The sequence below is a fragment of the Cobetia sp. AM6 genome, from assembly GCF_009617955.1.
GTDB classification, from domain to species: domain Bacteria; phylum Pseudomonadota; class Gammaproteobacteria; order Pseudomonadales; family Halomonadaceae; genus Cobetia; species Cobetia amphilecti.
Genome location: NZ_AP021868.1, coordinates 1366008 through 1392501 on the forward strand (window position 1 = coordinate 1366008; position 26494 = coordinate 1392501).

General features: G+C 64.5%; 24 protein-coding genes. 15 read left to right on the forward strand and 9 right to left on the reverse strand.

The window, feature by feature from the left end:
- The first annotated feature begins 65 nt into the window (after positions 1-65).
- The 10 genes from CLAM6_RS05845 (at position 66) to xylB (ending at position 11460) form a co-directional block, all read left to right on the forward strand.
- Entirely contained in the window at positions 66-659 is a 594-nt protein-coding gene (locus CLAM6_RS05845; protein ID WP_082388794.1) for a Yip1 family protein, read from the forward strand.
- A 181-nt stretch (positions 660-840) separates the two neighbouring features.
- A complete protein-coding gene (locus CLAM6_RS05850; protein WP_043334551.1) occupies positions 841-1797 on the forward strand; it encodes a sugar-binding transcriptional regulator in 957 nt (318 codons plus the stop codon).
- 875 nt (positions 1798-2672) lie between these two features.
- Positions 2673-4016 (forward strand): ABC transporter substrate-binding protein, encoded by a 1344-nt coding sequence (locus CLAM6_RS05855; RefSeq protein ID WP_153635404.1) that lies wholly within the window; start codon positions 2673-2675, stop codon positions 4014-4016.
- Between the two features lie 234 nt (positions 4017-4250).
- Positions 4251-5138 (forward strand): carbohydrate ABC transporter permease, encoded by an 888-nt coding sequence (locus CLAM6_RS05860; RefSeq protein WP_043334545.1) that lies wholly within the window; start codon positions 4251-4253, stop codon positions 5136-5138.
- Positions 5139-5169: 31 nt separating this feature from the next.
- Positions 5170-6054 carry a carbohydrate ABC transporter permease gene (locus tag CLAM6_RS05865; RefSeq protein WP_153636807.1) on the forward strand — a complete coding sequence of 295 codons (885 nt, stop codon included), beginning with the start codon at positions 5170-5172 and terminating at the stop codon, positions 6052-6054.
- Positions 6055-6275: 221 nt separating this feature from the next.
- Positions 6276-7523, forward strand: coding sequence for an ABC transporter ATP-binding protein (locus CLAM6_RS05870; protein WP_153635405.1), 1248 nt, complete (start codon positions 6276-6278; stop codon positions 7521-7523).
- 56 nt (positions 7524-7579) lie between these two features.
- Complete coding sequence (locus CLAM6_RS05875; RefSeq protein ID WP_225347828.1) at positions 7580-8290, forward strand: HAD family hydrolase; 711 nt, start codon at positions 7580-7582, stop codon at positions 8288-8290.
- A 21-nt stretch (positions 8291-8311) separates the two neighbouring features.
- Positions 8312-9157, forward strand: coding sequence for an L-iditol 2-dehydrogenase (locus CLAM6_RS05880; RefSeq protein WP_153635406.1), 846 nt, complete (start codon positions 8312-8314; stop codon positions 9155-9157).
- Between the two features lie 59 nt (positions 9158-9216).
- The gene (locus CLAM6_RS05885) at positions 9217-9918 is read left to right on the forward strand and encodes a nucleoside/nucleotide kinase family protein (RefSeq protein WP_317292826.1); all 702 of its coding nucleotides are present in this window, start codon (positions 9217-9219) and stop codon (positions 9916-9918) included.
- A 24-nt stretch (positions 9919-9942) separates the two neighbouring features.
- Entirely contained in the window at positions 9943-11460 is a 1518-nt protein-coding gene (xylB, locus tag CLAM6_RS05890) for a xylulokinase (RefSeq protein WP_153635407.1), read from the forward strand.
- 137 nt (positions 11461-11597) lie between these two features.
- Here the strand turns inward: xylB and mgrA are convergent, their stop codons facing one another.
- Positions 11598-12626, reverse strand: a complete 1029-nt coding sequence (gene mgrA / locus CLAM6_RS05895) for an L-glyceraldehyde 3-phosphate reductase (RefSeq protein ID WP_153635408.1) — start codon at positions 12624-12626, stop codon at positions 11598-11600.
- Positions 12627-12820: 194 nt separating this feature from the next.
- Between mgrA and CLAM6_RS05900 the strand changes: the two genes are divergently transcribed.
- The gene (locus CLAM6_RS05900) at positions 12821-13726 is read left to right on the forward strand and encodes a LysR family transcriptional regulator (protein ID WP_153635409.1); all 906 of its coding nucleotides are present in this window, start codon (positions 12821-12823) and stop codon (positions 13724-13726) included.
- 102 nt (positions 13727-13828) lie between these two features.
- Here CLAM6_RS05900 and CLAM6_RS05905 read toward each other — a convergent pair whose 3' ends face one another.
- From CLAM6_RS05905 to glcD, 4 genes are all read right to left on the reverse strand, one after another.
- A complete protein-coding gene (locus CLAM6_RS05905) occupies positions 13829-14236 on the reverse strand; it encodes a GlcG/HbpS family heme-binding protein (RefSeq protein ID WP_043334532.1) in 408 nt (135 codons plus the stop codon).
- A 79-nt stretch (positions 14237-14315) separates the two neighbouring features.
- Positions 14316-15638, reverse strand: a complete 1323-nt coding sequence (gene glcF / locus CLAM6_RS05910) for a glycolate oxidase subunit GlcF (protein WP_153635410.1) — start codon at positions 15636-15638, stop codon at positions 14316-14318.
- A 28-nt stretch (positions 15639-15666) separates the two neighbouring features.
- Positions 15667-16869, reverse strand: coding sequence for a glycolate oxidase subunit GlcE (gene glcE / locus CLAM6_RS05915; RefSeq protein ID WP_153635411.1), 1203 nt, complete (start codon positions 16867-16869; stop codon positions 15667-15669).
- Between the two features lie 117 nt (positions 16870-16986).
- Positions 16987-18486, reverse strand: coding sequence for a glycolate oxidase subunit GlcD (gene glcD, locus CLAM6_RS05920; protein ID WP_153635412.1), 1500 nt, complete (start codon positions 18484-18486; stop codon positions 16987-16989).
- Positions 18487-18862: 376 nt separating this feature from the next.
- Between glcD and glcC the strand changes: the two genes are divergently transcribed.
- Positions 18863-19678 carry a transcriptional regulator GlcC gene (gene glcC / locus CLAM6_RS05925; protein WP_153635413.1) on the forward strand — a complete coding sequence of 272 codons (816 nt, stop codon included), beginning with the start codon at positions 18863-18865 and terminating at the stop codon, positions 19676-19678.
- Between the two features lie 99 nt (positions 19679-19777).
- Positions 19778-20362, forward strand: coding sequence for a YqaA family protein (locus tag CLAM6_RS05930; RefSeq protein ID WP_153635414.1), 585 nt, complete (start codon positions 19778-19780; stop codon positions 20360-20362).
- Positions 20363-20366: 4 nt separating this feature from the next.
- Here the strand turns inward: CLAM6_RS05930 and CLAM6_RS05935 are convergent, their stop codons facing one another.
- The 4 genes from CLAM6_RS05935 to CLAM6_RS05950 all read right to left on the reverse strand — a co-directional run bounded on the left by CLAM6_RS05935 (position 20367) and on the right by CLAM6_RS05950 (position 25335).
- Complete coding sequence (locus CLAM6_RS05935; protein WP_153635415.1) at positions 20367-21794, reverse strand: D-serine ammonia-lyase; 1428 nt, start codon at positions 21792-21794, stop codon at positions 20367-20369.
- Between the two features lie 615 nt (positions 21795-22409).
- A complete protein-coding gene (locus tag CLAM6_RS05940) occupies positions 22410-22829 on the reverse strand; it encodes a CBS domain-containing protein (RefSeq protein WP_043334523.1) in 420 nt (139 codons plus the stop codon).
- A gap of 158 nt (positions 22830-22987) precedes the next feature.
- Entirely contained in the window at positions 22988-24472 is a 1485-nt protein-coding gene (locus CLAM6_RS05945; RefSeq protein WP_153635416.1) for a dihydrolipoyl dehydrogenase, read from the reverse strand.
- Positions 24473-24585: 113 nt separating this feature from the next.
- Positions 24586-25335, reverse strand: coding sequence for a glutathione peroxidase (locus tag CLAM6_RS05950; RefSeq protein WP_107335176.1), 750 nt, complete (start codon positions 25333-25335; stop codon positions 24586-24588).
- Between the two features lie 375 nt (positions 25336-25710).
- On the opposite strand from CLAM6_RS05950, the gene CLAM6_RS05955 reads away from it, so the two are divergent.
- Together CLAM6_RS05955 and CLAM6_RS05960 are read left to right on the forward strand one after the other, a co-directional pair.
- Entirely contained in the window at positions 25711-25989 is a 279-nt protein-coding gene (locus tag CLAM6_RS05955; RefSeq protein ID WP_197738711.1) for a hypothetical protein, read from the forward strand.
- Positions 25990-26089: 100 nt separating this feature from the next.
- Complete coding sequence (locus CLAM6_RS05960; protein ID WP_043334518.1) at positions 26090-26251, forward strand: YqaE/Pmp3 family membrane protein; 162 nt, start codon at positions 26090-26092, stop codon at positions 26249-26251.
- Positions 26252-26494 lie beyond the last annotated feature (243 nt).

A 26494-nucleotide genomic window follows, 5' to 3' on the forward strand; every position in this document is an offset into this window, starting at 1 on the left:
ACACGAACTCCGCGCCGGGACCGCATGGCCGGATTGTCGACGACTGTCAACGGGAGGTAGACCACATGCTGACCCACGTATGGGGCTTGATGGCGCATCCGCAACGGGAATGGCAGACCATCCGCAAGGAACACGAATCCATCACCCACCTCTACGCACATCATGTGCTGCTCATGGCGCTGGTGCCTGTCATCTGCGCCTACATCGGGACCACGCAGTTCGGTTGGAGCCTGACGGAAGGCCACGCCATTCTTCTGGAGCCTCTGGATGCCTTCTTCGCCGGTATCGCGTTCTATATCGCCATACTGACAGCGATCGGCTTCATGGGCACTGTCATTCACATGCTCTCGCAGCGTTTCTCGGGGCACCCCAGCCGCCGGCGTTGCATCATCTTCGCGGGCTATGTCGCCACGCCGATGTTCCTCGCGGGGCTGGTCGCGCTCTACCCTGTCATCTGGGTGTGTATCCTCGCGGGCACCATTGGCCTGTGTTACAGCGCATACCTGCTGTATCTGGGCATCCCGCCACTGCTCGACATCTCCAACAAGGAAGGCTTCCTCGTCACCGGGTCGACACTGGGGATCGGGGTGCTGGTTCTCGAGGGCCTGCTGGCGGTCACCGTGCTGCTGTGGGGGTATGGCGCACGCTGGTTCATGTAGTCCTTCGCGGCACGTAGGCGTCAGTCTGCTGATGCCATCGGCGCGAAAAAGCGTCTCTGCAACGCCTCGCCTTCATCGGCGGGGCGTTGTCATTTTGCGCGCGGGTTGGCGCGTGGCACTTGTGCTCGGTGGCGGCGGCGTGGAAAGTGTTGGACTCAATCGACAGTGTGGAAGAAAGCGCATGGACAAGTTTGAACAGCGACTGGAGCAGGCTGCGCGGGCTGCATGGTTGTCATATGTCGGTGGACGGACCCAGGACGACATCGCGGTTCAGCTGGGGGTGTCGCGCCCCGGCGTGCAGCGCCTGCTGTCGTTGGCGCGTCAGGAGCGGCTGGTCAAGATCTCCATCGATCATCCCGTGGCCAGCAGCATGGCGCTGTCGGATACGCTGGTGGAGCACTTCGGGCTGAGCTTCTGCGATGTGGTGCCCTCTGACACCCAGTCACCGGAGAGCATCGCGGAGTATCTGGCGGTGGCGGGTGCCGAGCGCCTGGCGTTCTATCTCGGTCGCCAGCAGCCACAGACCATCTCGCTGAGCACCGGGCGTGCGGTACGTGCGGCGGTGGAAGCGCTGAGTCGCAGCGAGCGCCCCCAGCATCGCATCGTGTCACTGGTCGGCAATGTGGCGCTGGATGGCTCCTCCAACCGCTATGACGGCGTGATGCTGCTGGCGGACAAGATCGGCGCTGATCGCTTCCTGCTGCCCGCGCCCGTGGTGGCGGCCAGCATCGAGGAGAAGGAGTCGCTGCAGGGGCAGAATCTGGTCAAGGCGGTGTTCAAGGTCGCCTGTGAGGCCGATGTGGGCATGATCGGCATCGGGCGTCTCGATGCCCAGGCGACGCTGTTCCAGGATCAGTTCATCAGCGCCGCCGAGCGCGATGAGCTGATGGAGGTCGGTGCCGTGGGGGAGTTGATGGGCTGGCCGCTCGACACCCATGGCCGGCTGATCGATTGCCCGCTGGCGCAGCGCATCACCAGTGTGCCGCTGACCTCGCTCAAGGCGCAGCCGCTGATCGGGCTGGCGGGCGGCCACGACAAGGTGCCGGCCATCCTGAGTGCGTTGCGCGGTGGTTGGCTGCAAGGGCTGATCATCGACGAGGTGGCTGCCCAGCGGGTCTGCGCGGCCCTCAAGGAGTGAGCAGAGAACTGCCGTCTTCGTATGATTTCACCGAGATGTCAGCAGCCTATTAGTTTTCTGCTGATGGCTTGCGCTTGACGGCTGGCTCCCGATGACAGGCTTTTGTGGATACAGTCTGCACAAGGCGCCGTACAAGGCGCCGAGCGAGTCATCGGGAGCAGGGCGGGGCGTATGGCCAGGCCTTGCTCCTGGTGTCGTTCTTGGTGTCGTTCGCGGTGTCGTTATCGTGGTCAGGGTTCAGCATTGTCGTTGCCCGCGCGATGCTCGCGTGAGGCCCAGGCGTCCCGTTACCTTCCCGGTGCTATTGCTCTGCTATTTCTCCGTCACTCCTTCGCCCTTCCTTTGCTATTTCTCCGCGATACCTGCGTTTTTTCTTGCCCTTTGCTCTCTCTTTGCCCTCTCTTGGTTCGCTCTTTGTTCTCTCTTTATTTCCCCTTCGTTCTCCCATCCTCGCGTAGGAGGTACGACTTTCAGGGCGAACACTGACTTCTCTTGTCTGACAATCGAGTGCGTTTGTTCACCTCAATGATAAAGAATCGGGGCGGCAATCGTGGTCCGCGTTGTTTCGTTTAACGCTAATATCTGTCTATGCTGAATTGCACGCAAGCTCAGTGGCCATGCCGCCTTGTGGCCTACACCCAAAGGATCAGATCCCAAGGTTGTATAGCCCAAGGTATAGCGCTTCAGGGTTTGCTTTTTTACAGGTCTGATCCGATCATTTGTTCACTGAATGACGTTTTGATCGAACGTGTTTGCGTCGCGATGTCTCGCCAGGACATCCGTTCACCAAGCCGGTTGATGGGAAGGTATCGGTGCCCAAGGCGCCGCTGCCCTCGAAAAGAACAATGCCAATAACGCCCCGATGGAGTGCCCTCATGCGCCTACCTCACATCACCAAGTCCCGCCGTCATCTGCTCTCGCTCGCCAGTGTCGCTGCCCTGGCGCCGCTCAGCGCCCAGGTCAGTGCCGAGACCATCACCGTCGCGACCGTCAACAACGCCGACATGGTGGTCATGCAGAGCCTGACCAGCGAATTCGAGAAGGCGCATCCGGACATCACCCTCGACTGGGTGGTACTGGAAGAGAACGTGCTGCGTCAGCGTCTGACCACCGATGTGGCGACCCAGGGTGGCCAGTTCGACGTCATGACCATCGGCACCTATGAAGTGCCCATCTGGGCCAAGCATGGCTGGCTGACCAAGCTCGACAACCTGCCGGAGGACTATCAGGTCGATGACCTGATCAAGCCGGTGCGTGATGGTCTGAGCGTGACCGAAGGCGAGAAGAAGGGCCTCTACGCGCTGCCGTTCTATGGCGAAAGCTCCATGCTCTACTACCGCAAGGACCTCTTCGAGCAGGCCGGTATCGAGATGCCCGAGCAGCCGACCTGGAGCCAGGTCAATGACTGGGCCGCCAAGCTCAACTCCGCGGATGAAGGCGTCTACGGCATCTGCCTGCGCGGCAAGCCGGGCTGGGGGGAGAACATGGCGATACTGGGCACCATGGTCAACAGCTTCGGCGGCCGCTGGTTCAATGAGGAGTGGGAACCGCAGCTGGATTCCCCGGCCTGGAGCGAGGCCATCAACTTCTACGTCGACATGATGGGCAAGTACGGCCCGCCGGGCGCGACTTCCAACGGCTTCAACGAGAACCTGGCACTGTTCTCCAGCGGCAAGTGCGGCATGTGGGTCGACGCCACCTCGGCGGCCGGCAAGCTCTACAACCCGAAGGAATCTTCCGTGGCCGACAAGCTGGGCTTCGCGCCGGCACCGATCGCCAAGACGGAGAAGGGCTCGCATTGGCTGTGGTCCTGGGCGCTGGCGATTCCGGAATCCTCCAAGTCCAAGGATGCCGCCCAGACCTTCATTACCTGGGCCACTTCCCAGGAATACGTGAACCTGGTCGGCGAGCGTGAAGGCTGGGCCAGCATCCCGCCGGGCACCCGTGTCTCCACCTACGAGAACCAGTCCTACAAGGACGCCGCACCCTTCGCCGGCTTCGTGATGGACGCCATCACCAGTGCCGACCCGACCGATCCGACCCTGGAGCCGGTGCCCTATGTCGGCGTGCAGATGGTGACCATTCCGGAATTCCAGTCCATCGGTACCCAGGTGGGGCAGATGATCGCCGCGGCGCTGGCCGGCCAGATGTCGGTCGAGCAGGCACTGTCCTCCGCCCAGCGTTCCACCGAGCGCACCATGCGCCAGTCGGGTTACTGATCTGATCCAGCCGGTCTGATCCCAACCGATCTGATCTGAACGTTGCAACGGCCTCCCGCCTTGCCTTGAGCCTCAATCGAAATTGACTCGAAGCACGGCGGGAGCCCCGTCCGGCACCCGCGGTTACCCCCTTCCTCTCGAGACTCCTGCAACGCCCTCGCGGCGTGGCACGGGGAGCCTCGGCCTGAAGCCCACCGCATTGCCGGACTTCCTCACCGTATCGAAGGACTCACCATGCGCACGAGAGCATCCGGACGCACCGTCGGGGGATTGCGAACCCTGTCGCTGCAAGCCCCAGCCGTAAGCCTGTTGTTGATGTGGATGCTGGTACCACTGGTCATGACCCTGTGGTTCTCCTTCCAGCGTTACAACCTGATGATGCCGTCGGTGTCCGGCTTTGCCGGCGTCGACAACTATTACTACCTGCTGACCGACCCGTCCCTGTGGACCGCCATGGGCAACACCTTGCTGCTGGTGGGCTGGGTGCTGGTCGCCACCGTGGTCGGCGGCACGCTGCTGGCGGTATTGCTGCAGCAGGAATTCTTCGGCCGCGGCGTCGCGCGTCTGTTCGTGATCGCACCGTTCTTCATCATGCCCACCGTGAGTGCCCTGGTGTGGAAGAACATGATGATGCACCCGGTCAACGGCATTCTGGCCTGGGTCGCCGGGCTGTTCGGTCTGCCGGCCATCGACTGGTTCGCCAGCCTGCCGCTGACCTCCATCGTGATCATCGTCACCTGGCAGTGGCTGCCGTTCGCGGTGTTGATCCTGCTGACCGCCATCCAGTCACTCGATGACGACCAGGTCGAGGCGGCGCGCATGGACGGGGCAGGGCCGGTGGCGATCTTCTTCTACATCACCCTGCCGCATCTCAAACGTGCCATCAGCGTCGTGGTGATGATCGAGATGATCTTCCTGCTGACCATCTTCGCCGAGATCTTCGTTACCACCTCCGGTGGTCCGGGGCTTGCCTCGACCAACCTGGCGTACCTGATCTACATCCGCGCCCTGCTGGACTTCGATGTGGGTGGTGCCTCCGCCGGTGGCGTGATCGCCATCATCCTGGCCAATATCGTGGCCTTCTTCCTGGTGCGTACCGTCGCCAAGAATCTCGAGAACTGATGACAAGCGCTCAGCACAGGGAGACTCAATGATGTCGACTTCAACTTCCAATTCCGTGGCCGCCGCCAGCGCTGCCGTCAGCGCCAGTCGCGCGCGCCGCAGCGTGATCAACAAGAAGCTTGTCCTGACCCTGGTGGCCTGGACCATCGCGCTGGTGATGTTCTTCCCGATCTTCTGGATGATCCTCACCAGCTTCAAGACCGAGGCCGAGGCGATCGCCACGCCGCCGAGCCTGTTCTTCACGCCCAGCGTCGAGGGCTATATCGAGATCCAGGCACGTGCGGACTACTTCAAGTACGCCCTCAACAGTGTGGTGATCTCGCTCGGGGCAACGCTGCTGGCACTGCTGATCGCGATTCCGTCCGCCTACTCGATGGCCTTCCTGCCCACCAAGCGTACCCAGGGGACACTGCTGTGGATGCTGTCGACCAAGATGCTGCCGTCCGTGGGCGTGCTGCTGCCGGTCTACCTGATCTTCCGCGATCTGGGCCTGCTGGATAGCCGTACCGGCCTGATCATCATCTACATGCTGATGAACCTGCCGGTCGTGGTCTGGATGCTCTACACCTTCTTCAAGGACATTCCCAAGGACATCCTCGAAGCCGGTCGCATGGATGGTGCCAGCACCCTGCAGGAGATCTTCCACCTGCTGCTGCCGCTGACTCTGCCGGGCATCGCTTCCACCGGTCTGCTGTGCGTGATCCTGAGCTGGAACGAGGCGTTCTGGAGCCTGAACCTGACCACCTCCAACGCCGCACCGCTGACCGCCTACATCGCGTCCTTCTCCAGTCCTGAGGGGCTGTTCTGGGCCAAGCTGTCCGCGGCTTCCACGCTCGCCATCGCGCCGATCCTGATCTTCGGCTGGATGACCCAGAAGCAGATGGTACGCGGCCTGACCTTCGGCGCCGTCAAGTAATCCGCGCCAGCCAGAGACACGCAAGACGCACACGCAAGACGCATAAGCTACAGAGAGGTACGCCGCCTGCGCCACATTGGCTGATGAACATTGCCAGATGAGCATTGACTGAGAGCAGATCAGCGCAGGCGGCCGAGAGCCACACGCATGTTGCACCCTTGCCATGCCACCCAAATTTGCCATCACCTGCCCTCGGGCAGGTGCGGATAAGGAAACTTCCCATGTCCACACTCACGCTCAAGAACATCGTCAAGGAATTCACCTCCGGCAGCGGCGCCAGCGCCTCCACCACCCAGGTCATCAAGGGAGTCGATCTGGAAGTGAAGGACCAGGAATTCGTGGTCTTCGTCGGCCCGTCCGGTTGCGGCAAGTCCACGCTGATGCGCATGATCGCCGGTCTCGAGAACGCGACCTCCGGTGACATCCTGATCGATGGCAAGCGCATGAACGATATCGGCCCGGCCGAGCGCGGCCTGGCGATGGTGTTCCAGAGCTACGCGCTCTATCCGCACATGACGGTGGGCGAGAACATGGGCTTCAGCCTCAAGCTCGCCGGCGTCTCCAAGGAAGAGCGCGCCGAGAAGGTCAACGCCGCCGCCGAGGTGCTGCAGCTCGGGCCGTTGCTGGACCGCAAGCCCAAGGCTCTGTCCGGTGGTCAGCGTCAGCGTGTCGCCATCGGTCGCGCCATCGTGCGCAACCCGAGCATCTTCCTGTTCGATGAGCCGCTCTCCAACCTGGACGCCGCGCTGCGGGTGCAGATGCGCATCGAGCTGGCGCGCCTGCATGCCGAGCTCAAGGCGACCATGATCTACGTGACCCACGACCAGGTCGAAGCCATGACCATGGCCGACAAGATCGTCGTGCTGCAGGGCGGCGTGGTCGAGCAGGTCGGCTCGCCGATGGAGCTCTACCATCACCCGCGCAACCGCTTCGTGGCCGGTTTCATCGGCTCGCCGAAGATGAACTTTCTCGACATCACCGTCACTGGCGTGGCCGGCGAGGGCGTCACGGTGCGCCTGCCCGACGGCAGCGAGCGCCTGATTCCGGTGGTGAGCCAGACCGAAGATGGCGCCTCGGTCATCGTCGGCGACAGCCTGACGCTGGGCGTGCGCCCCGAGCACCTGATGCTGGACGCGCAAGGCCCGTTCAGCGGCCAGGTTCAGGTCATCGAGCGTCTGGGCGGGGTGACCTCTCTGTACCTGGCGACTCCGGATGGTTCCGGCGATGCGCCGATCGGCGGCCTCAAGTCCGACGAGCAGTCAGACAGCGGCTGGATCCTGATGGCGGATGGAGACGTCAACAGCCGCGTGGGTGACAGCATCCGCTACGGCTTCGATACCGAGCGTGCGCACCTCTTCACCCGTGAAGGGTTGGCGCTGCAGAATCTCAACCGTCACCCGCTGACCAGCCTGACGCGTCAGGACAATTCCCTGTCCAGCGCCAGCGCCGCACAGGAAGCCCGCGCATGAACCGCGCAGCCGCGAATCGGGAAGCCGCGAATCGGGAAGCCAGAGAGGATGATGAGATGAGTACACCCTTGCAGCAGGTGATCTTCGATTGTGACGGCGTGCTGGTGGACAGCGAAGTGCTGGCCGAGGAGGAGCTGTCGCGTCAGCTGGGTGAGTGGCTGCCGGATCTCGACACCGAGGCCGAGCTGCGCGCGGCGCTGGGCATGACCACCGAGGCCATCCTGGGCCATCTGGAGGCCATGAGCGCTCACACCCTGCCGCCGCAGGCGATGGAGCGCATCGACCACGCCATCGAGTCACGTCTGGCAAAGGAACTTGCGCCCATCAGCGGCATGGCGGAACTGCTTGGCGGGCTGTTGGCGAATGGCGTGGCCGTGGCGATCGTCTCCAATAGTGCCGAGCGGCGGGTGCGTGCCTCGCTGGCCGCCACCGGTCTGGATCGCTGGCTGGGCTCGGTGCCGCTCTTCACGGCCGAGCAAGTCGCGCGCCCCAAGCCCGCGCCGGACGTCTATCAGCTGGCGCTGCGTCAGCTGGGGCGCGATGCCCTGGAGTGCGTGGTGATCGAGGATAGCCTCGCTGGCGTCAGCGCGGCGGTCGCGGCCGGTCTGCGCGTGATCGGCTTTACCGGCGCCGGGCATATTCCGCCGGGCCACGCCCAGCATCAGTTGGAGGCGGGTGCCTGGCAGAGCCGTGCCAGCATGGAGGAGGTCAGTGGTCTGATCAGTCAGCTGCGTATCGGTCAGGCCAGCGACCTGAGCGCCACATGAGCACCGTCAGGGGGTGACAACATGCAGACGCTATCCGAGTCGGCCAATAATAGTGAGCCGCTGACCTCGCCACGCAGCGCCCGGCTCGCCGGCAAGGTGGCGGTGGTCACCGGTGCTGCGGGCGGTATCGGCCTGGCCATCGCCACCCGCTATGTCGCCGAAGGCGCCTATGTGGCGCTGGCGGACATCAACGGCGAGGCGGCGGAGCGTGCCGCCCAGCAGCTGCGCGAGCAGGCCGGGCCGCAGGCACGCGTCCTGGCGGTGACGCTGGACGTGACGTCGAGCGTCTCGCGTCAGAGCATGCTGGAATGCGTGCAGGCACAATTGGGGCCGATCGATATCCTGGTCAACAATGCCGCCGTCTTCGCCATGGCGCCGGTGCTGGAGGTCAGCGAGGGCATGCTGCGCCACCAGCTGGCGGTCAATGTCGAAGGCCTGTTCTTCACCCTGCAGGCGGTGGCCAGAACGATGGTCGAGCGCGGGCAGGGCGGCAAGATCATCAACATGGCCTCGCAGGCCGGACGACGCGGCGAGGCGCTGGTCAGCGCCTATTGTGCCTCCAAGGCCGCCGTGATCAGCCTGACCCAGTCCTGCGGGCTTGATCTCATCCGTCATGGCATCAATGTCAATGGCATCGCGCCGGGCGTGGTCGACACGCCGATGTGGGATCAGGTCGATGCGCTGTTCGCCCATCATGAACAGCGCCCGCTGGGCGAGAAGAAACGTCTGGTCGGTGAGGCGGTACCCTATGGACGCATGGGGCTGCCGGATGACCACGCCGGCGCCGCGGTATTTCTGGCCTGTGAAGACAGCGATTTCGTCGTCGCCCAGACACTCAATGTCGACGGTGGCAACTGGATGAGCTAAGGATGAGAGACACCTTCCGTCCCGCTGCAAGGGTGCGCATCCATTAATGAGGTAGTCACGTGACATCTTTACCCGATTCTCGCCTGGCCCACATGTCGCCCTCGTTGGACGACATGGCAAGCCGTGTGCTGGCGGAACACGCCTCCAGTCAGCGCACACGTACCATCGTGGCCCTCGCCGGCCCGCCGGCGGCGGGCAAGTCGACGTTGTCGGAATCCCTGTGCGAGACCCTCAATGCGCTGGAACCCGGCATCGCCGTGGTGGTGCCGATGGATGGCTATCACTACGACAACGCCGTGCTGGCGCCGCAGGGCCTGCTCTACGTCAAGGGCGCACCGGAGACCTTCGATGCGCGCGGGCTCTATCATGATCTCGTCAGGGTGCGCGCCGATGATGGCCCGGTCGCCGTGCCGGTCTTCGATCGCCCGCTGGACCTGGCACGTGCCGGCGGCCGCGTGGTCGGGACTCACCATCGCATCGTGCTGGTCGAGGGCAACTATCTGCTGCTGCGCCACGCGCCCTGGGACGCGCTGCTCGGCTTGTTCGACATCAGCATCTTTCTGGATATCGAGGATGAGGTGCTGGTGCCGCGTCTGTTGCATCGCTGGCGCGAGATGGGCCAGGATGCCCGCGGTGCCCACGAGCGCACCCATCACAAGGACATGCTCAACGCGCACCTGATCAAGCAGGACTCGCTCAACGCCGACTGGCGTTGGCGCCTTGCGAATGCCCCCATCGGCCCCGATGGGGAAGACAGCTGAATGACGGATGGCAGGGAGAGCCCCATGTGGGTAGGTGTTGATTGTGGGACTCAGAGTACCAAGGTGGTGATCGTCGATCCGGCCTGCGGCAGCATCGTGGCCCAGGGCCAGCGCAGTCATGCGCTGCAGGAAGGTGCCAACGGACGCCGCGAGCAGGATCCGCAGGACTGGGTGGCGGCGCTTGAGGGCGCCTTCGCTGATGCACTGGCCGCCTCGCGGCTGGACCCGCAGCGCATCACGGCGATCGGAGTGTCCGGTCAGCAGCATGGCATGGTGGTGCTGGATGAGGCCGGTGTGCCGCTCCATCCGGCCAAGCTGTGGTGTGACACCGAGACCAGCGAGCACAATGCCGCACTGATCGCGGCGCTGGGAGGTGAGGCGGGCTGTCTGGAGACGCTCGGTCTGGTGCTGCAGACCGGCTACACCGCCTCCAAGCTTGCCTGGCTGCGTGAGCGGCATCCCGAGCGCTATCAGCGCATCGCCAGCATCCTGCTGCCGCATGACTATCTCAACTTCTGGCTGACCGGCGAGCGCGTCGCCGAATACGGCGATGCCTCGGGCACCGGCTATTTCGATACCCGGCGGCGCTGCTGGCATCTGGATGTCTTCGCGCAGATCGCCCCGGAGCTTGATGCCCGGCGCGTGCTGCCCCGATTGATAGAATCCCATCAGCCGGCCGGGAGCATTCGCCCCGAGATCGCCGCGCGCTTCGGGCTGCGTGACGACGTCATCGTCTCCAGCGGCGGCGGCGACAACATGATGAGCGCCATCGGCACCGGCAACATCGCGCCGGGGCGGGTGACGCTCAGCATGGGCACCTCCGGCACGGTATGCGCCTGGTCGGCGGACTATCCGGCCGACTGCGACCCTCAGGTGGCCAGTTTCAGCGCCAGCGATGGTGGCTGGCTGCCGCTGGTGTGCACCATGAATGTGACCTCGGCCACCACGCGGGTACGCGAGATGTTCGGCTTCGACATCGCCACCTTCTCAGCCCAGGTGGCAAGCGCCCCGCGCGGAGCCGAGGGCGTGCGGGTGCTGCCGTTCTTCAATGGTGAGCGTGTGCCGATGCTGCCGCGTGCCCAGGCCAGTTTCCATGGGCTGGACAGCCGCAATGCCACCCCGGCCAACCTGTGTCGCGCGACCATGGAAGGCGCAAGTTACGGCCTGCGTTACGCACTGGAGTGCATGGGGCCGCTGGGCAGTGAGGCGCGCCAGATCCGCCTGGTGGGCGGTGGCGCCAAAAGTCCGCTGTGGCGTCAGATGCTGGCGGACATTCTCGGCCTCGAGGTGGTCTGCCCGCAGGTGACCGAGGCCGCCGCCCTGGGCGCCGCGATTCAGGCGGGCTGGTGTCTGGGACAGTCAGGCGATGAAGGACAGGGTCGCCATAGCGAGACGCTTGAGCAACTCTGTGAGCGGCTGGTCGCGCTGGATCACGCGACACTCGCCCAGCCCCAGGCCGAAGGAGTGGCCGCCTACCGCAAGGGCTACGCCGATTACCGCGCGCTGCTCGCCAGCGAGCACGGCATTACCGCCGGCGGCTGAGCACGTTGTCAGAGCACGGCGGCTGAACTCAATACATCAGCACGTCACGCCAAACACATCGCCCCCGCCGAGTGAGACTCGACGGGGGCGATGTGTTTCACGCGCTTCATTGTATCAGTCGCGGCTCAGGCACGAGCTCAGGCATTGGACGAGCGCGCCCATAGATTGACGCCGCTATCGATGGCGTAGCGGTCGATCTCGTCGAGCTCGGCCTGGGTGAAGTCGAGATGATCCAGTGCCTTGACGCAATCGCTGACCTGTTCCGGACGGCTGGCGCCGATCAGTGCGGTGGTGACGCGGTTGCCACGCAGCGCCCAGGCGAGGGCCATCTGGGCCAGCGACTGGCCACGGCGCTCGGCGATGGCGTTGAGGGCGCGCACCCGCTCCAGATTGTCCTCGGTGAGGTGATCTTCCTTGATCGCTCCGCCGCGTGCCAGACGGCTATCCTGTGGCACGCCGCCCAGATACTTGTTGGTCAGCACGCCCTGGGCCAGCGGCGAGAACACGATGGAGCCGATGCCCTCGTCATCGAGGGTGTCGAGCAGGCCGTCTTCCTCGATCCAGCGATTGATCATCGAATAGCTGGGCTGATGGATGATGCACGGCGTGCCCAGTTCGCGCAGGATGGCGGCGGCTTCGCGGGTGCGTTGGGCATTGTAGGAGGAGATGCCTGCATAGAGCGCCTTGCCGGAGCGCACGGCACTGTCAAGCGCGCCCATCGTCTCTTCCAGCGGCGTGTCCGGATCGAAGCGGTGTGAATAGAAGATGTCGACGTAATCGAGGTCCATGCGCTTGAGGCTCTGATCCAGGCTCGAGAGCAGGTACTTGCGGCTGCCCCATTCGCCGTAGGGGCCAGGCCACATGTGATAGCCCGCCTTGGTGGAAATCACCATCTCATCGCGGTAGCCGGCGAAGTCGCGCTTGAGCATGCGACCGAACATTTCCTCGGCGCTGCCCGGCGGCGGCCCGTAATTGTTGGCCAGGTCGAAGTGGGTGATGCCCAGATCGAAGGCGGTCTGGCAGATGGCGCGCGCATTGTCTTCGTGGGCGTTGTTGCCGAAGTTGTGCCAGAGCCCCAGTGACAGGCGGGGCAGTTTGAGGCCGCTCTTGCCGCAGCGCTGGTAGTGCATGCGTTCGTAGCGATCTTCAGCCGGGGTATAGCGCATGGCGGAGTCCTTTCACGAGTGGAGGCGTCGATGTCTCACAGGGATGAGGTGACATCGAATGACGCCTTCAGTCTAGGTCGCGTCTGCAGGTCTGATAAGCACATGCGAACGAATAGATTGTTCGCCAGAACGTACAATGCTGTGGCAGTCTCGTTCACTGAAATCCCGGATGGCTGGCGTGAGGAGCAGGCAGGATGCGGCATCACAAGCAGGTGGAGCGACTGATGTTGTTCGCTCAGGTGGCGGAAACCCTCAGCTTCACCCGGGCGGCCAAGGCGCTGGGCGTGTCGCGTGCTCATCTTTCCGAGCAGGTGCGGCGGCTGGAGCAGGACATCGGAGCGCCCTTGCTGATCCGCACCACACGGGCGGTACGCCTCACCGAGGAGGGCGAGCGCATTCGCCAGCGCATGCAGTCGGTACATGGCGAACTGCTGGCACTGGAGCGCGAGCTTGAACACGACCTGAAGCAGACGAGTGAGTCGGAGCGTCAGGGCTACAGCGGGGTGTTGCGCATCACGGCGCCGGTACTGTTCGCCGAGCGTTATCTGATCGAGGTCTGCAATGCCTTCCAGGCGCGCCATCCGGCGGTCGAGCTGCGTCTGGACGTCAGTTACGAGAGTCATGACCTGACCCGCGAGCCATTTGATGTGGCATTTCGCGCCACGCGCACGCCACCGGACAACATGATCGCGCGTCGCCTGCTCGATTACGTCCACTGCTGCTGCGCGTCGCCCGAGTACCTTGCCGCGCATGGCACGCCGCACACGGCCGCGGCACTTGGTGATCATCGCTGCCACGTCTGGTCGGGGCAGTCCGGCTGGCCGCTGGCCAGTGGTGAAGTCAGTCTCGCGGGGGGATTGGCCATCAATGATCACCGCCTGCTCAAGCAGCAGGCGCTGGGTCATGCCGGCATCATTCGGGTCGCCCATTACCTGGTCGACCGTGAGCTGGCCGAGGGCCGTCTGGTGCGTCTGCTGGCGCACGAGGAGGGCGAGCCCAACAGCATCTACATGCTCTATCCCCAGCGCCTGCCGCAGTCGGGCAAGCTGCGCGCCTTCATGGCGGCGGTGGAAGCCGCCATGCCGCCTCGCGGTGCGTGAACGAAAGACACAGACGCAAGAGTGGCGTATGCAAAAAGACCGCCGTGCCCTGATGGACGCGGCGGTCTTTTTATTTGCCTCTTTATCCAGGCTGGCGGGGCCTCAGAGGCCCAGCGCGGCGACCCCGGCCTTGGCGATCTGGGCATCCTGCTCCGGCTTGACGCCGGACACGCCGATGCTGCCGGCGATCTGGCCTTCGACCATCACCGGCACGCCGCCGCCCAGCATGCCTTCAAGTTGCGGCGCTGACAGGAAGGCGGTGCGTCCGCCGTTGATGGAGTCCTCGAACAGCTGGGTCTCGCGGCGACCCAGGGCGGCGCTCTTGGCCTTCTCCTGGGCGAAGTAGCCGGTCATCGCCGGGGTGTCGTCGAGGCGACGCAGACCCAGCGGGTGGCCGCCATCGTCGGCAACGGCGATGGAGACGGCCCAGCCATTGGCCTCGGCTTCCTTCTGGGCGGCGTCCAGCATCTGATTGACGTCAGCGAGGGTCAGTACGTGGCGAGTGATCATCGGGCTTCCTTGGCAGTGGTGAGGTGAAAGAGATAGTGAAACAGATAGTGAAACAGATACTGAAACAGATAGTGACGCTTCATTTCTGCGGGAGCGTCTCGGGCAGGGCGTCATCCACCAGTTCGATCCAGTGACTCACCGGCGTGCGTCCGGCGCTCGAGAGATGCGTCTGACAGCCGATGTTGGCGGTGGCGATGCGCGCAGGCCCGTTGGCCTCCAGCGCCTCAAGCTTGCGGTCTCGCAGCTGGCGTGACAACTCCGGTTGCGTGATCGAGTAGGTGCCGGCGGACCCGCAGCACAGATGGCCCTCCATGACAGGCGCCAGTGTAAAGCCCAGTTGCGACAGGATCTTCTCCACCTCGCCGCCCAGTCCCTGGGCATGTTGCAGGGTGCAGGGACAATGGAAGGCCAGCGGCTGTTGGTCGGGCGCGGCCGCGAGACTCTTTCGATCATCGCGGGCGATCTCCTCGCCGAGTACCTCGACGATATCGCGGGCCAGGGCGCTTACGCGTGCGGCGCGCTCAGCATAGTCCGGGTCATCGGCCAGCATCTCGCCATATTCCTTGACGAAGGCCCCGCAGCCACTGGCGGTCTGCACGATCGCTTCCGCACCGGCCTCGATGGCCGGCCACCAGGCATCGATGTTGGCACGCATGCGCGCGCGACCGGCCTGCTGGGCGTTGAGGTGATAGTCGATGGCACCGCAGCAGCCGGCCTCGTGGATCGGCGTGACGCCGATGCCGAAGCGCGCCAGCACGCGGGCGGTGGCGGCATTGATGTTGGGGGCCAGGCCCGGTTGCACGCAGCCCTCCAGCATCAGCACCTGGCGAGACAGCAACTGATCAGAAGGCGTCGCGGTGACGGGCGCAGCTGGGTGCTCGGCTTGACGGTCGCGCTCGCGGGCCAGCGGGATCTTGTCGGCCAGCGCGCCAGGCGCGAGGGGGCGAAAGCGCACGCCAAGTGCCAGCAAGGCCTTGAAGCGCGCGGGTTCGACCAGCGCATGGCGCAGGCCACTGCGCAGCAGGCGCTCTCGCCACGGGCGGCCGACGCGACGCTCCAGTTCCTGACGCCCGATATCGAGCAGGGTGTGATATTGCACGCCCGACGGGCAGGTGGTCTCGCAGCTGCGACAGCTCAGGCAGCGATCCAGATGCCGCTGGGTCTCGCGGGTGATCTCGCTGGCCTGCTGGCGGGTGCTTGAGTCCTGGCTCTCGGGGTCGCTCTCCAGCAGCTGCTTGATCAGATAGATGCGCCCGCGCGGCCCGTCGCGCTCATCGCCCAGCAGCTGATAGGTGGGGCAGGTGGCATTGCAGAAGCCGCAATGCACGCAGCTGCGCAGGACCTTGTCGGCCCGCTGGATATGCGGTCTGGCAAGCGCGGCGTCACTGAAGTGGGTCTGCATTCAGGTGCGTCTCCTGTCGTGGCGTGAGTCACATCTCGGCATACAGGCGACCGGGATTGAGGATGCCGTGGGGGTCCAGCTGCTGCTTGAGCTGAAGGTGATAGCGGGCATTGGGGGCGGCCAGCGGCATCAGCGGGCTGTCCTCGGCGGCGACGGTGCCCGGGGTATAGCAGATGGCATGGCCGCCCAGCCGACTGGCCAGCGCGCGGATGCGCTGGGCCGGGGCATCGCTTGCAAGCCAGCGCTGTGCACCCGCCCAGTCACACAGCAGGTCGGCATCCCCCACAGGGCCCAGCAGTTCGCTGACGGCGGCTTGCCACTCGAGGTGGTCCAGCGCCAACGGCAGCGACAGTCGCCACAGTGCCTGATGCGGTGCGCGCGCGCTGAAGAAGGGCAGGCGCTGCTCACGCAGCTCAGTCCAGTGCGCCGTCGCCTGATCCGCCGTCAGGGCCTCGCCGCCCAGCTGCTCGCACCCGGCCTGGACCGACCGCTCGCCTCCTTCCAGACGCAGGGTGAGGCGGCCGTCATGCCAGCTGGTCGCCGTGATCGGCAGCGGCGTGCGGCCCCAAGCATTCAGGTGAGACAGCGCCTCGGCGAGGCTGATTTCCAGACACAGCGATTCGCTTGCCACCGGGCGCGGCATCACCTTGAGCGAGACTTCACTGATCACGCCCAGCGTGCCCTGGGCGCCGCACATCAGGCGCGACAGGTCATAGCCCGCCACGTTCTTCATCACTTCACCACCGAAACGCAGCGCCTTGCCGTCGGCGCTGATGATGCGCGTGCCCAGCACCAGGTCGCGCAGGCTGCCGCTCCAGGGGCGGCGTGGGCCGCTGAGCCCCGAGGCGAGAGTGCCGCCGACGGTCGCCGCGGGCCCGAAGTGGGGTGGCTCGCAGCTCAGGTGCTGACCTTGCTCGGCGAGCACGGCCTCCAGCGTCGCCAGCGGGGTGCCGGCGCGCACCGAGACCATCAGCTCCACCGGGTCGTAGTGGGTGATGCCATGATGCGCGCGCATGTCGAGCACTTCCTCGGCGGCCACTTCACGGCCTAGAAAGGCCTTGCTGCCACTGCCGGCGATGCGCAACGGGCGTCTCGCCTCATGGGCGGCGCGGACCTGTGCGCGGAGTGCCTCGCTGGCATCCTGCTGCTGCGGGGGCTGGCTGGCGGCAGGCGTAGCGCACTCGGCATGGCTTGGCACCTGATCCTGGAGCGAATCATCTGGCTCTGGCATGGCATGTCTCTATTAAAGTGGCGATGAAGTGGTGAACGTCAGGTAGCGAAAGGTCAGGCGGCAGCGGATTCGAGAGCTGTCCATGACAGAGAAACCGTCCAGCCACGCGGCGTCTGTCTAGAAACGCGGCAGATCGGGGTGCGGCAACTGGTTGTCATGCACGTGCATGGCACCGAATTCGGCGCAGCGCGCCAGCGTCGGGATGTTCTTGCCGGGGTTGAGCAGGCCAGCGGGGTCGAAGGCGGCCTTCACGGCATGGAAGACGCTGATCTCCTCGTGGTTGAACTGGGCACACATCTGATTGATCTTCTCGCGGCCCACGCCATGTTCGCCGGTGATGCTGCCGCCGGCGGCCACGCACAGTTCGAGAATCTTGCCGCCGACCTCCTCGGCCAGTTCCAGCTCGCCGGGCTGGTTGGCATCGAACAGGATCAGCGGGTGCATGTTGCCGTCACCGGCATGGAAGACATTGGCCACCGCGAGCCCCGATTGGCGCGAGAGCTCCGCGATGCCGTTCAGCACGGCGGGCAGCTCGCGACGCGGAATGGTGCCATCCATGCAGTAGTAGTCCGGCGACATGCGACCCACGGCGGGGAAGGCATTCTTGCGCCCGGCCCAGAAGCGCGCGCGCTCGGCCTCGTCCTGTGCCTGGCGGATCTCGGTGGCGCCGGCGCGCTCCAGCACCTCACGGACTCGCGCGCAGTCATCGACGACATCGGCCTCGGCGCCGTCCAGCTCGCAGAGCAGAATGGCGGCGGCCTCGACCGGGTAGCCCGCGTGGATGAAGTCCTCGGCGGCGCGGATCGCCAGGTTGTCCATCATCTCGAGCCCGCCGGGGATGATGCCGCAGGCGATGATGTCGCCCACCGCGCGGCCGGCCTTGTCGATATCGGCGAAGCTCGCCATCAGCACCTTGGCGGTCTCGGGCCTGGGCAGCAGGCGCACCGTGACTTCCGTGACCACCCCCAGCATGCCTTCGGAGCCGGTCATCAGCGCCAGCATGTCCAGCCCGGGCGAGTCGAGGCTGTCGGCGCCGATCGTCATCGCCTCGCCTTCGATGGTCAGCATCTCGAGCTTGAGCAGGTTGTGAACGGTCAGGCCGTACTTGAGGCAGTGCACGCCACCGGCATTCTCGGCCACGTTGCCGCCGATGGAGCAGGCGATCTGCGAGGAGGGGTCCGGCGCGTAGTAGAGCCCGAAGGGCGCGGCGGCCTCGGAAATGGCGAGATTGCGCACCCCGGGCTGCAGGCGTGCGGTGCGGGCGTCAGGGTCGATCTCGAGAATCCGTGCCATGCGCGACATCACCAGCAGCACGCCTTGCGCCAGCGGCAAGGCACCGCCGGATAGCCCGGTGCCGGCGCCACGAGTCACCACCGGCACGCCCAGCGCATGACATTCACGCAGCAGGGCGGCGACCTGCTCGACCCGCTCCGGCAGGGCGACCAGCATCGGCATGACGCGATAGGCGGACAGGCCATCACATTCGAAGGGGTGCAGGTCCTCCTCGCGGTGCAGCAGCGTCAGGTCCGGCAGCAGGGTGGTGAGATGCGCCAGCACCTGACCCTTGTCGTGCTGGGCCAGCGGTCCATCCAGCGTCGGGTCATAGAGGATATTCATGCACTGCCTCCCGGAGGTTGGGGTCTGCGCGGCTGCTTTCTGTCGTTGCTGTCTGTCGTTACTGTCGGCTGGTGCGGGGTTCGAGCGAGTCGCCTGTCGATTCCGCCGCACCTGATCTGCACACAATCTGGCCTGCCTCCCCGGCCTTGTCCATGCTTCACATCAGTGGTCTGACCAGACATTCGTCTAGTGTTTGCGCAAGGAAAACCACGCTTTACTGGCCTCACGTCCGCTGCCATCAGGCGGCTTTGCGTCACTCGATCGACAGGTCTGACCAGTCGGAAATCTCCAGGCGCTGCCAGCGGGTTGATCAAGTGCCACGAGCGGGTTGATCAAGGCCCAGCACACAAAGGTCGAGCAAAAGGGGAGGGGCAGGATGCTGCGAACCATCGCCGAGTCAGGAGCTGACCCCCGCGCTGCGGATCAGGCCGCGGCGCGTCTGGAGCAATTGATTCTGGACGGCGTGCTCAAGCCCGGGCAGATGATCCCCTCGGAGCGCCGGCTATGTGAGCGGCTGGGTATCTCGCGGGCCTCGCTGCGCGAAGGGCTCAGGCTGTTGCGTGGCAAGGGCATCATCGAGACGCGTCATGGCAAGGGCTCGAGCGTCGCGGCGCTGTTGCCGAGCGGCGATATCAGCCCGCTGATGCACCTGTTTCGAGATCAGCCGCGCACCCTGTATGACCTGCTGGAAGTGCGGGCTTTGCTGGAAGGGCAGTCGGCGCGACTGGCCGCCCAGCGCGGCACGCCGGCGGATAGAGTGTTGATCCGGCGTCATTACGAGGCGATGGCGGCCTGCGTGCGCGAGTATCCGCCCGACTTCGCGTCCTCAGCGCCGGGCGATGAGGCGCTGCCGGATGCCCAGCAGCTGGCGCGTCACGACCACGCCTTCCACCACGCCATCTGTGAGGCGTCCCACAATCCGGTGCTGGTGCATACGCTCAAGGGCATCAATGACCTGCTGCTCAGCTCGGTGTTCGCCTCGCTGCGCAATCTCTACCATCGCCCGATTCCCCGCGGCCAGATCAATGCCCAGCACACGGCCATCTACCGCGCGGTGATGGACCAGCAGCCGGAGGCGGCAGAGAAGGCGGCGCTGGAGCATCTGCACAGCATTCGCGACAACCTGCGCGAGCTGGAGGCGGAGGACGAGCGGCTGGTGCGCTCGGCCATGCGGCTGGAAGGCTTCGAGTAGCGCGTCAGGGTTCTGGCTCAGGCGGACAAGCAGGCTGGCAAGCGGGGCGGACTCAAGGCAAAGTGGGCAGCTCATCGCCCAGGACAACGTGCTGCCTTCATGTGGAAACTCTCTTCCGCGAGTGATTGGCTCGACCGCCTCAATCACTCCCGCCACGCCATGCTGTGGCTGTTCATCGCCTCGATGCTGGAAACCCTGCTGATCCCGATTCCCATCGAGGTCGTTCTGATCCCGTGGATGCTGCGCCACCCCGAGCGCCGCTGGCGCGTGGCCGCGGTGGCACTCGCCGGCAACCTGACCGCGGCATTGCTGGGCTTCTATTTGGGAGCCTACGCGCTGGCGGCGTGGGGCGATGGGTTGATCGGCTTCTTTGGCGGGCAGCAGGCCTTCGAATCCTTCCAGCAGCGCTTCAGCGAGCAGGGCTTCCTTGCCATCATGCTGATCGGCATCGTGCCGATTCCCTTCCAGAGCGCCATGCTGGTCGCCGGTGCCAGCGGCTATCCGGTCGCGTTGTTCCTGCTGGCGGCGCTGATCGGGCGCGGGGTGCGCTATTTCGGGCTGGCAGCCCTGGTGGCACTGGTCGAGGATCAGGCACTGGCGCTCTGGCAGCGCTACTCGCGCCCGCTGGGAGTGATCGGGCTGGCGCTGACCGGCGTGTGGTTGTGGCAGGCCTTCATCGCCTGATCGCTCACTCTTGCCGGCTTGCGCTGACCTGCGACAGCAACGCCTTGCCGCGCTGATAGTCGGCCTGCCAGATCGCCTCGGGCACCATGCTGCCGCCGGTGGCCCAGACGACATGGGTGGTATTGGCCTGCACCTCGCCGTCATCCAGCCCGTTGGCCGCCCGCCAGGCGTGCCACTCGGGGGCATCATTGCGCAGTACGTGGCGGATACCGGGCACGCCGGCCAGCGCGGACGGTTCAAGCATGAGGCCTTCGCTGTCATATGCCAGCGCGAGCAGTTCGAGCAGATGCTCATCGCGCACGGTATGGATGCCGCTGAGCAAGGGGGCCATCACGCGCCCGACGAAGGCCGAGGCGCGACCCACCGCCAGGCCATCGGCGCAGGTGCGATTGTCCAGCCCGATATCCTCCACCGCGATGCCGTCATGTTCGCCGGTCAACATGCCCAGCAGCATGCAGGGGGAGCTGACCGGTTCAGCGAAGAAGCAGTGCACGGCGTCACCGAAGACCTGCTTGAGGCCGTAGGCCACGCCACCCGGTCCGCCGCCGACGCCACAGGGCAGATAGACGCAGAGCGGGTGGCGGGCATCCACCGGGATGCCCTGCGCCGAGAGCTGCTCCGCGAGGCGGCTGGCCGCCGTGGCGTAGCCCACGAACAGATCCCGCGAGCTTTCATCATCGATGAAGTGGGCGTTGGGCTGCTGCGCTTCCTGGCGCCCCGCGGCGACGGCCTTGCCGTAATCCCCGCTGTGCTCCACGACCTCCGCGCCCCGGGCGCGCAGCAGGTCCTTCTTCCATTGCTTGGCATCCGCCGACATGTGCACGGTGACGCGAAAGCCGAGCCGCGCGCTCATGATGCCGATGCTGAGCCCCAGATTGCCGGTGGAGCCCACCACGACCTGTTGGCCGGCCAGCAGGTCTCGTATCTCATCACGCTGGAAGGCGCGGTAGTCGTCTTCCTGATGCAGCAGCCCTGCGTCAATGGCGAGACGCTCGGCATGCTTGAGCACTTCATGGATGCCGCCGCGCGCCTTGATCGAACCCGAGATGGGCAGGGCGTTGTCACACTTGATCATCAGGCGGCCGGGCAGCGGGGATTCGGTTGCGCTGAGAGGAGATGCGGTCGAGGCTATGCCGCTCAGCGCCTGCTGCAAGCCGGGCGTTGCCACCAGCGGTGATTCGATGCGCCCTGACGCGGCGGCGGTCTCGGGGAAGGCTTCGGCAATCCAGGGAGCGAAACGCATCAGGCGTGCGTCGGCGTCCTCGATGTCCTGGGCTCCCACGCCACTCGCCTGCAGCGCCGGTGAGGCGAGCGCCTTGGCGGTCGCGACGCGTTCAGGGTTGAGCCAGCCGATTTCGCGGCCGGCCATCAGGCTGGCGATTTCAGGGTGACGCAGCGTCAGGGCGTGGAGGTCATGGGGCGTGGCAGACATGCGGTGTCCTTGTGGGGGCTCGATCCAGCGATCAGGTCAGATCACAGGTTAGCGCGTCTTCCACTGGCAACGCACGTAGCCCAGCTTTCACATTCCGTAAAGGTCAGTGACAAAAAAGACCGAATTTTTTGGCAACCGTCGGGATAGAAATGCAAAAGGTGCAGTCATAGTAAGCAAGGACATGATGTTATCGCGATGTTATGTCTGGCTTTAACTGTTCTTTGGTCCGCCACGGTTTTCCTGGCGGATTTTTTTATGCCTGAAATACGCGGGCTTTGGCAGGTTTTCGCCTGGGGCGTTTGGATTCTCCCAAGCTTTCAGCGACTTTCACTGTGACTATAGGTCTTGGGGGCAGGGCGCGGCACAGCGCTTCCCAACGACTGTCACCGCCTCGGGTTGCGGCGCGAGAATTGATGGGTGTCAGGCTGGCGGCAGAGATTGATTAGCCATTGGGTAATCTTCGAGGCGTTGGCCTGCTGGTGCAAGCATGCTGAAGGCGCTCTCGATGCACTCGGTTTTCTCAGCCATCACGTACAGAGCCCCCAGCGGTGATGACCGCTGGGGGCTCTGTACGTTTGGTCTGGCTCCAAGCAGTTTCTTGATGGGTGAACTGTCTCAACAGCCGTTCTGCATCACCAGCAGCGCACTCAGAACATCGCGGCGGGTGACCATGCCGATCAGGCGGCCCTGCTCGACCACAGGATAGACCTTGGGACGCTGGCCATTCATGTGCTGCGCCAGATCCGTGATGCTGTCATTCGGGCCGACGCTGAGGACTTCGTGACGCATCAGGTCGCCGACCTGGGCATGCTGGCCGCAGTGATAGGCACTGTCGAGCAGCTTGCCGAGGATGTCCTGTTCGGAGATGAAGCCGATCAGGCGGTCCAGGTCATCCACGACCGGCACGCCGGGCAGACGGTGGTGGGTCAGGCCCTGGGCGAGTTCGAGAATGCTGGTGCGCGCCTTCACGCGATAACAGTCGCGGGACATGATGTCGCGAAGGGTCGAGGGCACCTTGAGCTGGGTGGCTTTCATGGGCAGATCTCCTGCGTCACTGCTCTTCGACTCTCCGGTGAGGGAGCCGTGCGATGAATGCCGGCAGCCACTATCGTGACTGCCGGCGACATTCAACATCTGTTCAGAGCATAGGGCATCACTGCGTGAGCTGCGCGTCCCGTTGCCTTGAGGGGGTATCAGTCACCCGGACCGCATTCCATGCAGCGCTCGACGATGGCCGGGCCCAGCTGCAGGTTGGCGTTGAGGTCACGCAGCGCGGTGCGCAGGCCTTCCTCGATCACCGGGTGATAGAAGGGCATTTCCAGCATCTGCTCGATGGTCATGCGTTGCTGATGGGACCAGGCCAGCAGGTGGGCGAGGTGCTCGGCACGCGGACCGAAGATCTCGGCGCCCAGCAGCAGGCCGGTGCCTTGCTCGCCATAGACGCGCAGCATGCCCTTGTTCATGCGCATCACGCGGGAGCGACCCTGGCCGGTGAAGTCGACTTCGCCCACCGCGTAGCAGTCGCAGGCACCGTAGCGCTGTTCGATCTCGGCGGTCGAGAGGCCGATGGTGGCCATCTGCGGATCACTGAACACGACGGCGATGGTGCTCTTGCGCTGACCGGCACGCACGTCGGGGAAGCGACCGGCGTTGTCACCGGCGATTCGACCCTCATCGGAGGCTTCGTGCAGCAGCGGCAGGTCATTGTTGGCGTCGCCGGCGATGAAGACATGGCTCGGCGTGTCGTCGCTCAGACGAGTCTGCAGGGTGTGACGATTGAAGATCGGCACGCCGCGCTCGTCCAGCTTCAGGCCCAGCGCCTCGATATTGAGGCGATCGACATTCGGGCGACGGCCGGTGGCCGCGAGCAGGTAGTCGAAACGCTCGGTGAGGCGAGCTTCGCTGCCACGCTCGATGAAGGTGATCTCGACCCCGGCACCGTTATCGTCCTCGACACGTTCGATCTTCTCGACCTTTGCGTCCGGGTCGAGGTAGAACTCCTCGTTGAAGACGCGATCGGCATTGGCACGCAGCTTCTCGTCACGCAGCGGGCCGATGGCGCCGCCGACACCGAACATGCGGATGCGCACGCCGAGACGCGTGAGCGCCTGGCCCAGCTCCAGCCCGATGACGCCCGGGCCGAAGACGGCGACGGATTCCGGCAGGTCGTCCCAGTCGAAGACGCTGTCGTTGATGATCAGGCGGTCACCGGCATTCTCGAAGAAGCCCGGGTAGCTGGGGCGTGAGCCGGTGGCGATCACGACACGCTCGAAGGTGACGCGGGTCTCGTTGTCGCCGATGATCAGGCTGTTGGCGGTCTCGAAACGCGCATTGCCGCGCAGCTTGTCGTGGGAGGGAATGCCTTCCACGGACTCGACCACGAAGCCGACGAAGCGGTCGCGCTCACGCTTGACGCGGTCCATCACGGCGCGGCCATCCACCTTGACCTCGCCTTCGATATTGATGCCGAACGGTGCGGTGTCACGGGCGTGATGCGCGGCTTCGGCCGCACTGATCAGCAGCTTGGACGGCATGCAGCCGACACGGGCACAGGTGGTGCCGTAGGGGCCGCCTTCGATCATGACCACGGAATCGGTGTGTGCCTTGGCGGCGCGATAGGCACCCAGACCGGCACTGCCGGCACCGATGATGGCGACTTCAACCTGGCGTTCGTTCACGTCGTACTCCTCAAGGCGCGCCAGCGGCGCACCTGACAATGGGGTCTCAGGCGCGAGCGTGGCCCGCGCGTGATGAAAAGAGAAAGTTATCGGGGCCTGTCAGCGTGATGCGTTCAAGCGCTGGTCAGGCTGCCGAAGTAGCGGGCGACTTCATCGCTGCCGCCGACATGCTCGCCGTCGATCCAGACCTGCGGCACGGTGGCCTGACCGGTCATGGCGCGCAGGGTGCGTGAGGTTACGCCGCGGGTGCCGACTTCGATGACTTCGTAGCTGATGCGTGCTTCGTCGAGCATCTGCTTCGCACGTGCGCAGTACGGGCAGCCCGGCTTGCTGAACAGGGTAGCGAAGCTGGGACGGCCGGCGTCCGGGTCCAGATAGTCGAGCATGGTATCGGCGTCGGAGACTTCAAAGGGGTCGCCCGGCTTCTGCGGCTCGATGAACTGCTTCTCGACCACGCCGTTGCGTACCAGCATGGAATAGCGCCAGCTGCGCTTGCCGAAACCGATGTCGCTCTTGTCGACCAGCATGCCCATGCCGGCGGCGAAGTCGCCGTTGCCATCGGCGATCAGGCTCAGGTTCTCGGCTTCCTGATGCTCGCCCCAGGACTCCATGACGAAGGCGTCATTGACGGACAGGCAGACGATCTCGTCGACGCCGACAGCATAGAAGCGATCGGCCAGCTCGTTGTAGCGCGGCAGGTGAGTGGAGGAGCAGGTCGGGGTGAAGGCGCCCGGCAGGGCGAAGACCACCACGTTGCGGCCCGAGAAGATCTCCTCGCTGGTGCGCTCGACCAGACGGCCGTCGCGACGGATCTTGAAGCTGACGTTCGGGACCTGCTGGCCTTCGTGTGATTCGAGTTGCATGAAATTGGCTCCGGTCTCGATGAGACGTATCTAAAGGGGATGGCAGGCGACTGAGGCTCGATGACAATGTCGAGTGCATGAGAAATCAGTGCCTTGCGAAACTGGAGCCAGTCTAGGGGCAAGCCTCTTGCGGGTGAATTTGATTGCATCAAGCGAGGCGATAGCTTTTCTTGATGATACTGCTGACAGTCAGTCGTGTGCTGGCTCATGGCCTTGTTCTCGGCAGGAACGTGCTGGTCGGCAAGCGGCTTTTTTGCCGGAAATAGTTATACAGACTTGATATTTGCCCCTGTCAGCCATAGGTAGTGGGTACGTCACGGCATCGTCAGGCGTCGAGTCTGGCAAGCGAGGCAATAGATGAACGCACGAGAGTACATGGCGAAGCACGGCCTGGACGGCGACAAGGACAAGGAGGAGGACAAGCCTCAGAGTCTGGAAGAACATGCCTGGGCACGTGCACGTGAGTCCGGCAGCCATCGGCCACGCACCGGGACGCCGCATGACTGGGAAGACTGGGAGCGCTACCACGAGCAGCTGGCCGCGGACTCCGAGAAGCTGTCCCAGAAGATCGATCGTCAGGCCCGCGCCGGCGGATCCGCCTCTGCGCACGACGATGACGTCGACAAGGCTGACGCTGATCGAGACGGGCAGTGATCGAGAAGGACTGTGATCAAGAAGGACACTGATCAACACGAGTACCGAACATTCATGACCTCCGTGGAGTCACGGTTGTCACAATCGCAAGGAGCAACTCATGGATATCATTCGCATCATTCTGGCCATCATCCTGCCGCCGCTGGGCGTTCTCATGCAGGTGGGTGTCGCCAACAAGCATTTCTGGATCAACATCATCCTGACCTGCTTCGGTTTCCTGCCGGGGATCATCCACGCGGTGTGGGTCATTACCAAGTTCTGACCGCCGCTGAACCCCAGAGGCTCTGATATGGCTGCCCACCTCGGGCAACCCAGAGTTGAAAGGCCCAAAGCCCCCGCTGCCTTGTGTGCAGCGGGGGCTTTTCAGTGGGCGCTCACCGGGGAAGCGCCATGTGGCGTCGGTGATTCAGCGGCGGTGCATGCCGAGGGCCCTTGGCGAATGGCAGGCGACGGTAGTTCAACATTTAGACTTTCGCATAGCCTGATTTCAACGCTTTTCAGCGAG

Bases quoted from the DNA above. Each gene is read 5' to 3' on its own strand.
- glcD (WP_153635412.1), bottom strand. From the start codon at position 18,486: ATGAATATCCTCTATGACCCGACGCTGGATGGACCGCTGGCCCAGCAC.
- CLAM6_RS05865 (WP_153636807.1), top strand. From the start codon at position 5,170: ATGTCGACTTCAACTTCCAATTCCGTGGCCGCCGCCAGCGCTGCCGTC.
- CLAM6_RS05955 (WP_197738711.1), top strand. From the start codon at position 25,711: ATGGCGAAGCACGGCCTGGACGGCGACAAGGACAAGGAGGAGGACAAG.
- CLAM6_RS05845 (WP_082388794.1), top strand. From the start codon at position 66: ATGCTGACCCACGTATGGGGCTTGATGGCGCATCCGCAACGGGAATGG.
- CLAM6_RS05940 (WP_043334523.1), bottom strand. From the start codon at position 22,829: ATGAAAGCCACCCAGCTCAAGGTGCCCTCGACCCTTCGCGACATCATG.
- xylB (WP_153635407.1), top strand. From the start codon at position 9,943: ATGTGGGTAGGTGTTGATTGTGGGACTCAGAGTACCAAGGTGGTGATC.
- CLAM6_RS05930 (WP_153635414.1), top strand. From the start codon at position 19,778: ATGTGGAAACTCTCTTCCGCGAGTGATTGGCTCGACCGCCTCAATCAC.
- CLAM6_RS05900 (WP_153635409.1), top strand. From the start codon at position 12,821: ATGCGGCATCACAAGCAGGTGGAGCGACTGATGTTGTTCGCTCAGGTG.
- CLAM6_RS05860 (WP_043334545.1), top strand. From the start codon at position 4,251: ATGCGCACGAGAGCATCCGGACGCACCGTCGGGGGATTGCGAACCCTG.
- glcC (WP_153635413.1), top strand. From the start codon at position 18,863: ATGCTGCGAACCATCGCCGAGTCAGGAGCTGACCCCCGCGCTGCGGAT.
- mgrA (WP_153635408.1), bottom strand. From the start codon at position 12,626: ATGCGCTATACCCCGGCTGAAGATCGCTACGAACGCATGCACTACCAG.
- CLAM6_RS05905 (WP_043334532.1), bottom strand. From the start codon at position 14,236: ATGATCACTCGCCACGTACTGACCCTCGCTGACGTCAATCAGATGCTG.
- CLAM6_RS05870 (WP_153635405.1), top strand. From the start codon at position 6,276: ATGTCCACACTCACGCTCAAGAACATCGTCAAGGAATTCACCTCCGGC.
- CLAM6_RS05875 (WP_225347828.1), top strand. From the start codon at position 7,580: ATGAGTACACCCTTGCAGCAGGTGATCTTCGATTGTGACGGCGTGCTG.
- CLAM6_RS05935 (WP_153635415.1), bottom strand. From the start codon at position 21,794: ATGTCTGCCACGCCCCATGACCTCCACGCCCTGACGCTGCGTCACCCT.
- CLAM6_RS05850 (WP_043334551.1), top strand. From the start codon at position 841: ATGGACAAGTTTGAACAGCGACTGGAGCAGGCTGCGCGGGCTGCATGG.
- CLAM6_RS05880 (WP_153635406.1), top strand. From the start codon at position 8,312: ATGCAGACGCTATCCGAGTCGGCCAATAATAGTGAGCCGCTGACCTCG.
- CLAM6_RS05950 (WP_107335176.1), bottom strand. From the start codon at position 25,335: ATGCAACTCGAATCACACGAAGGCCAGCAGGTCCCGAACGTCAGCTTC.
- CLAM6_RS05855 (WP_153635404.1), top strand. From the start codon at position 2,673: ATGCGCCTACCTCACATCACCAAGTCCCGCCGTCATCTGCTCTCGCTC.
- glcF (WP_153635410.1), bottom strand. From the start codon at position 15,638: ATGCAGACCCACTTCAGTGACGCCGCGCTTGCCAGACCGCATATCCAG.
- glcE (WP_153635411.1), bottom strand. From the start codon at position 16,869: ATGCCAGAGCCAGATGATTCGCTCCAGGATCAGGTGCCAAGCCATGCC.
- CLAM6_RS05960 (WP_043334518.1), top strand. From the start codon at position 26,090: ATGGATATCATTCGCATCATTCTGGCCATCATCCTGCCGCCGCTGGGC.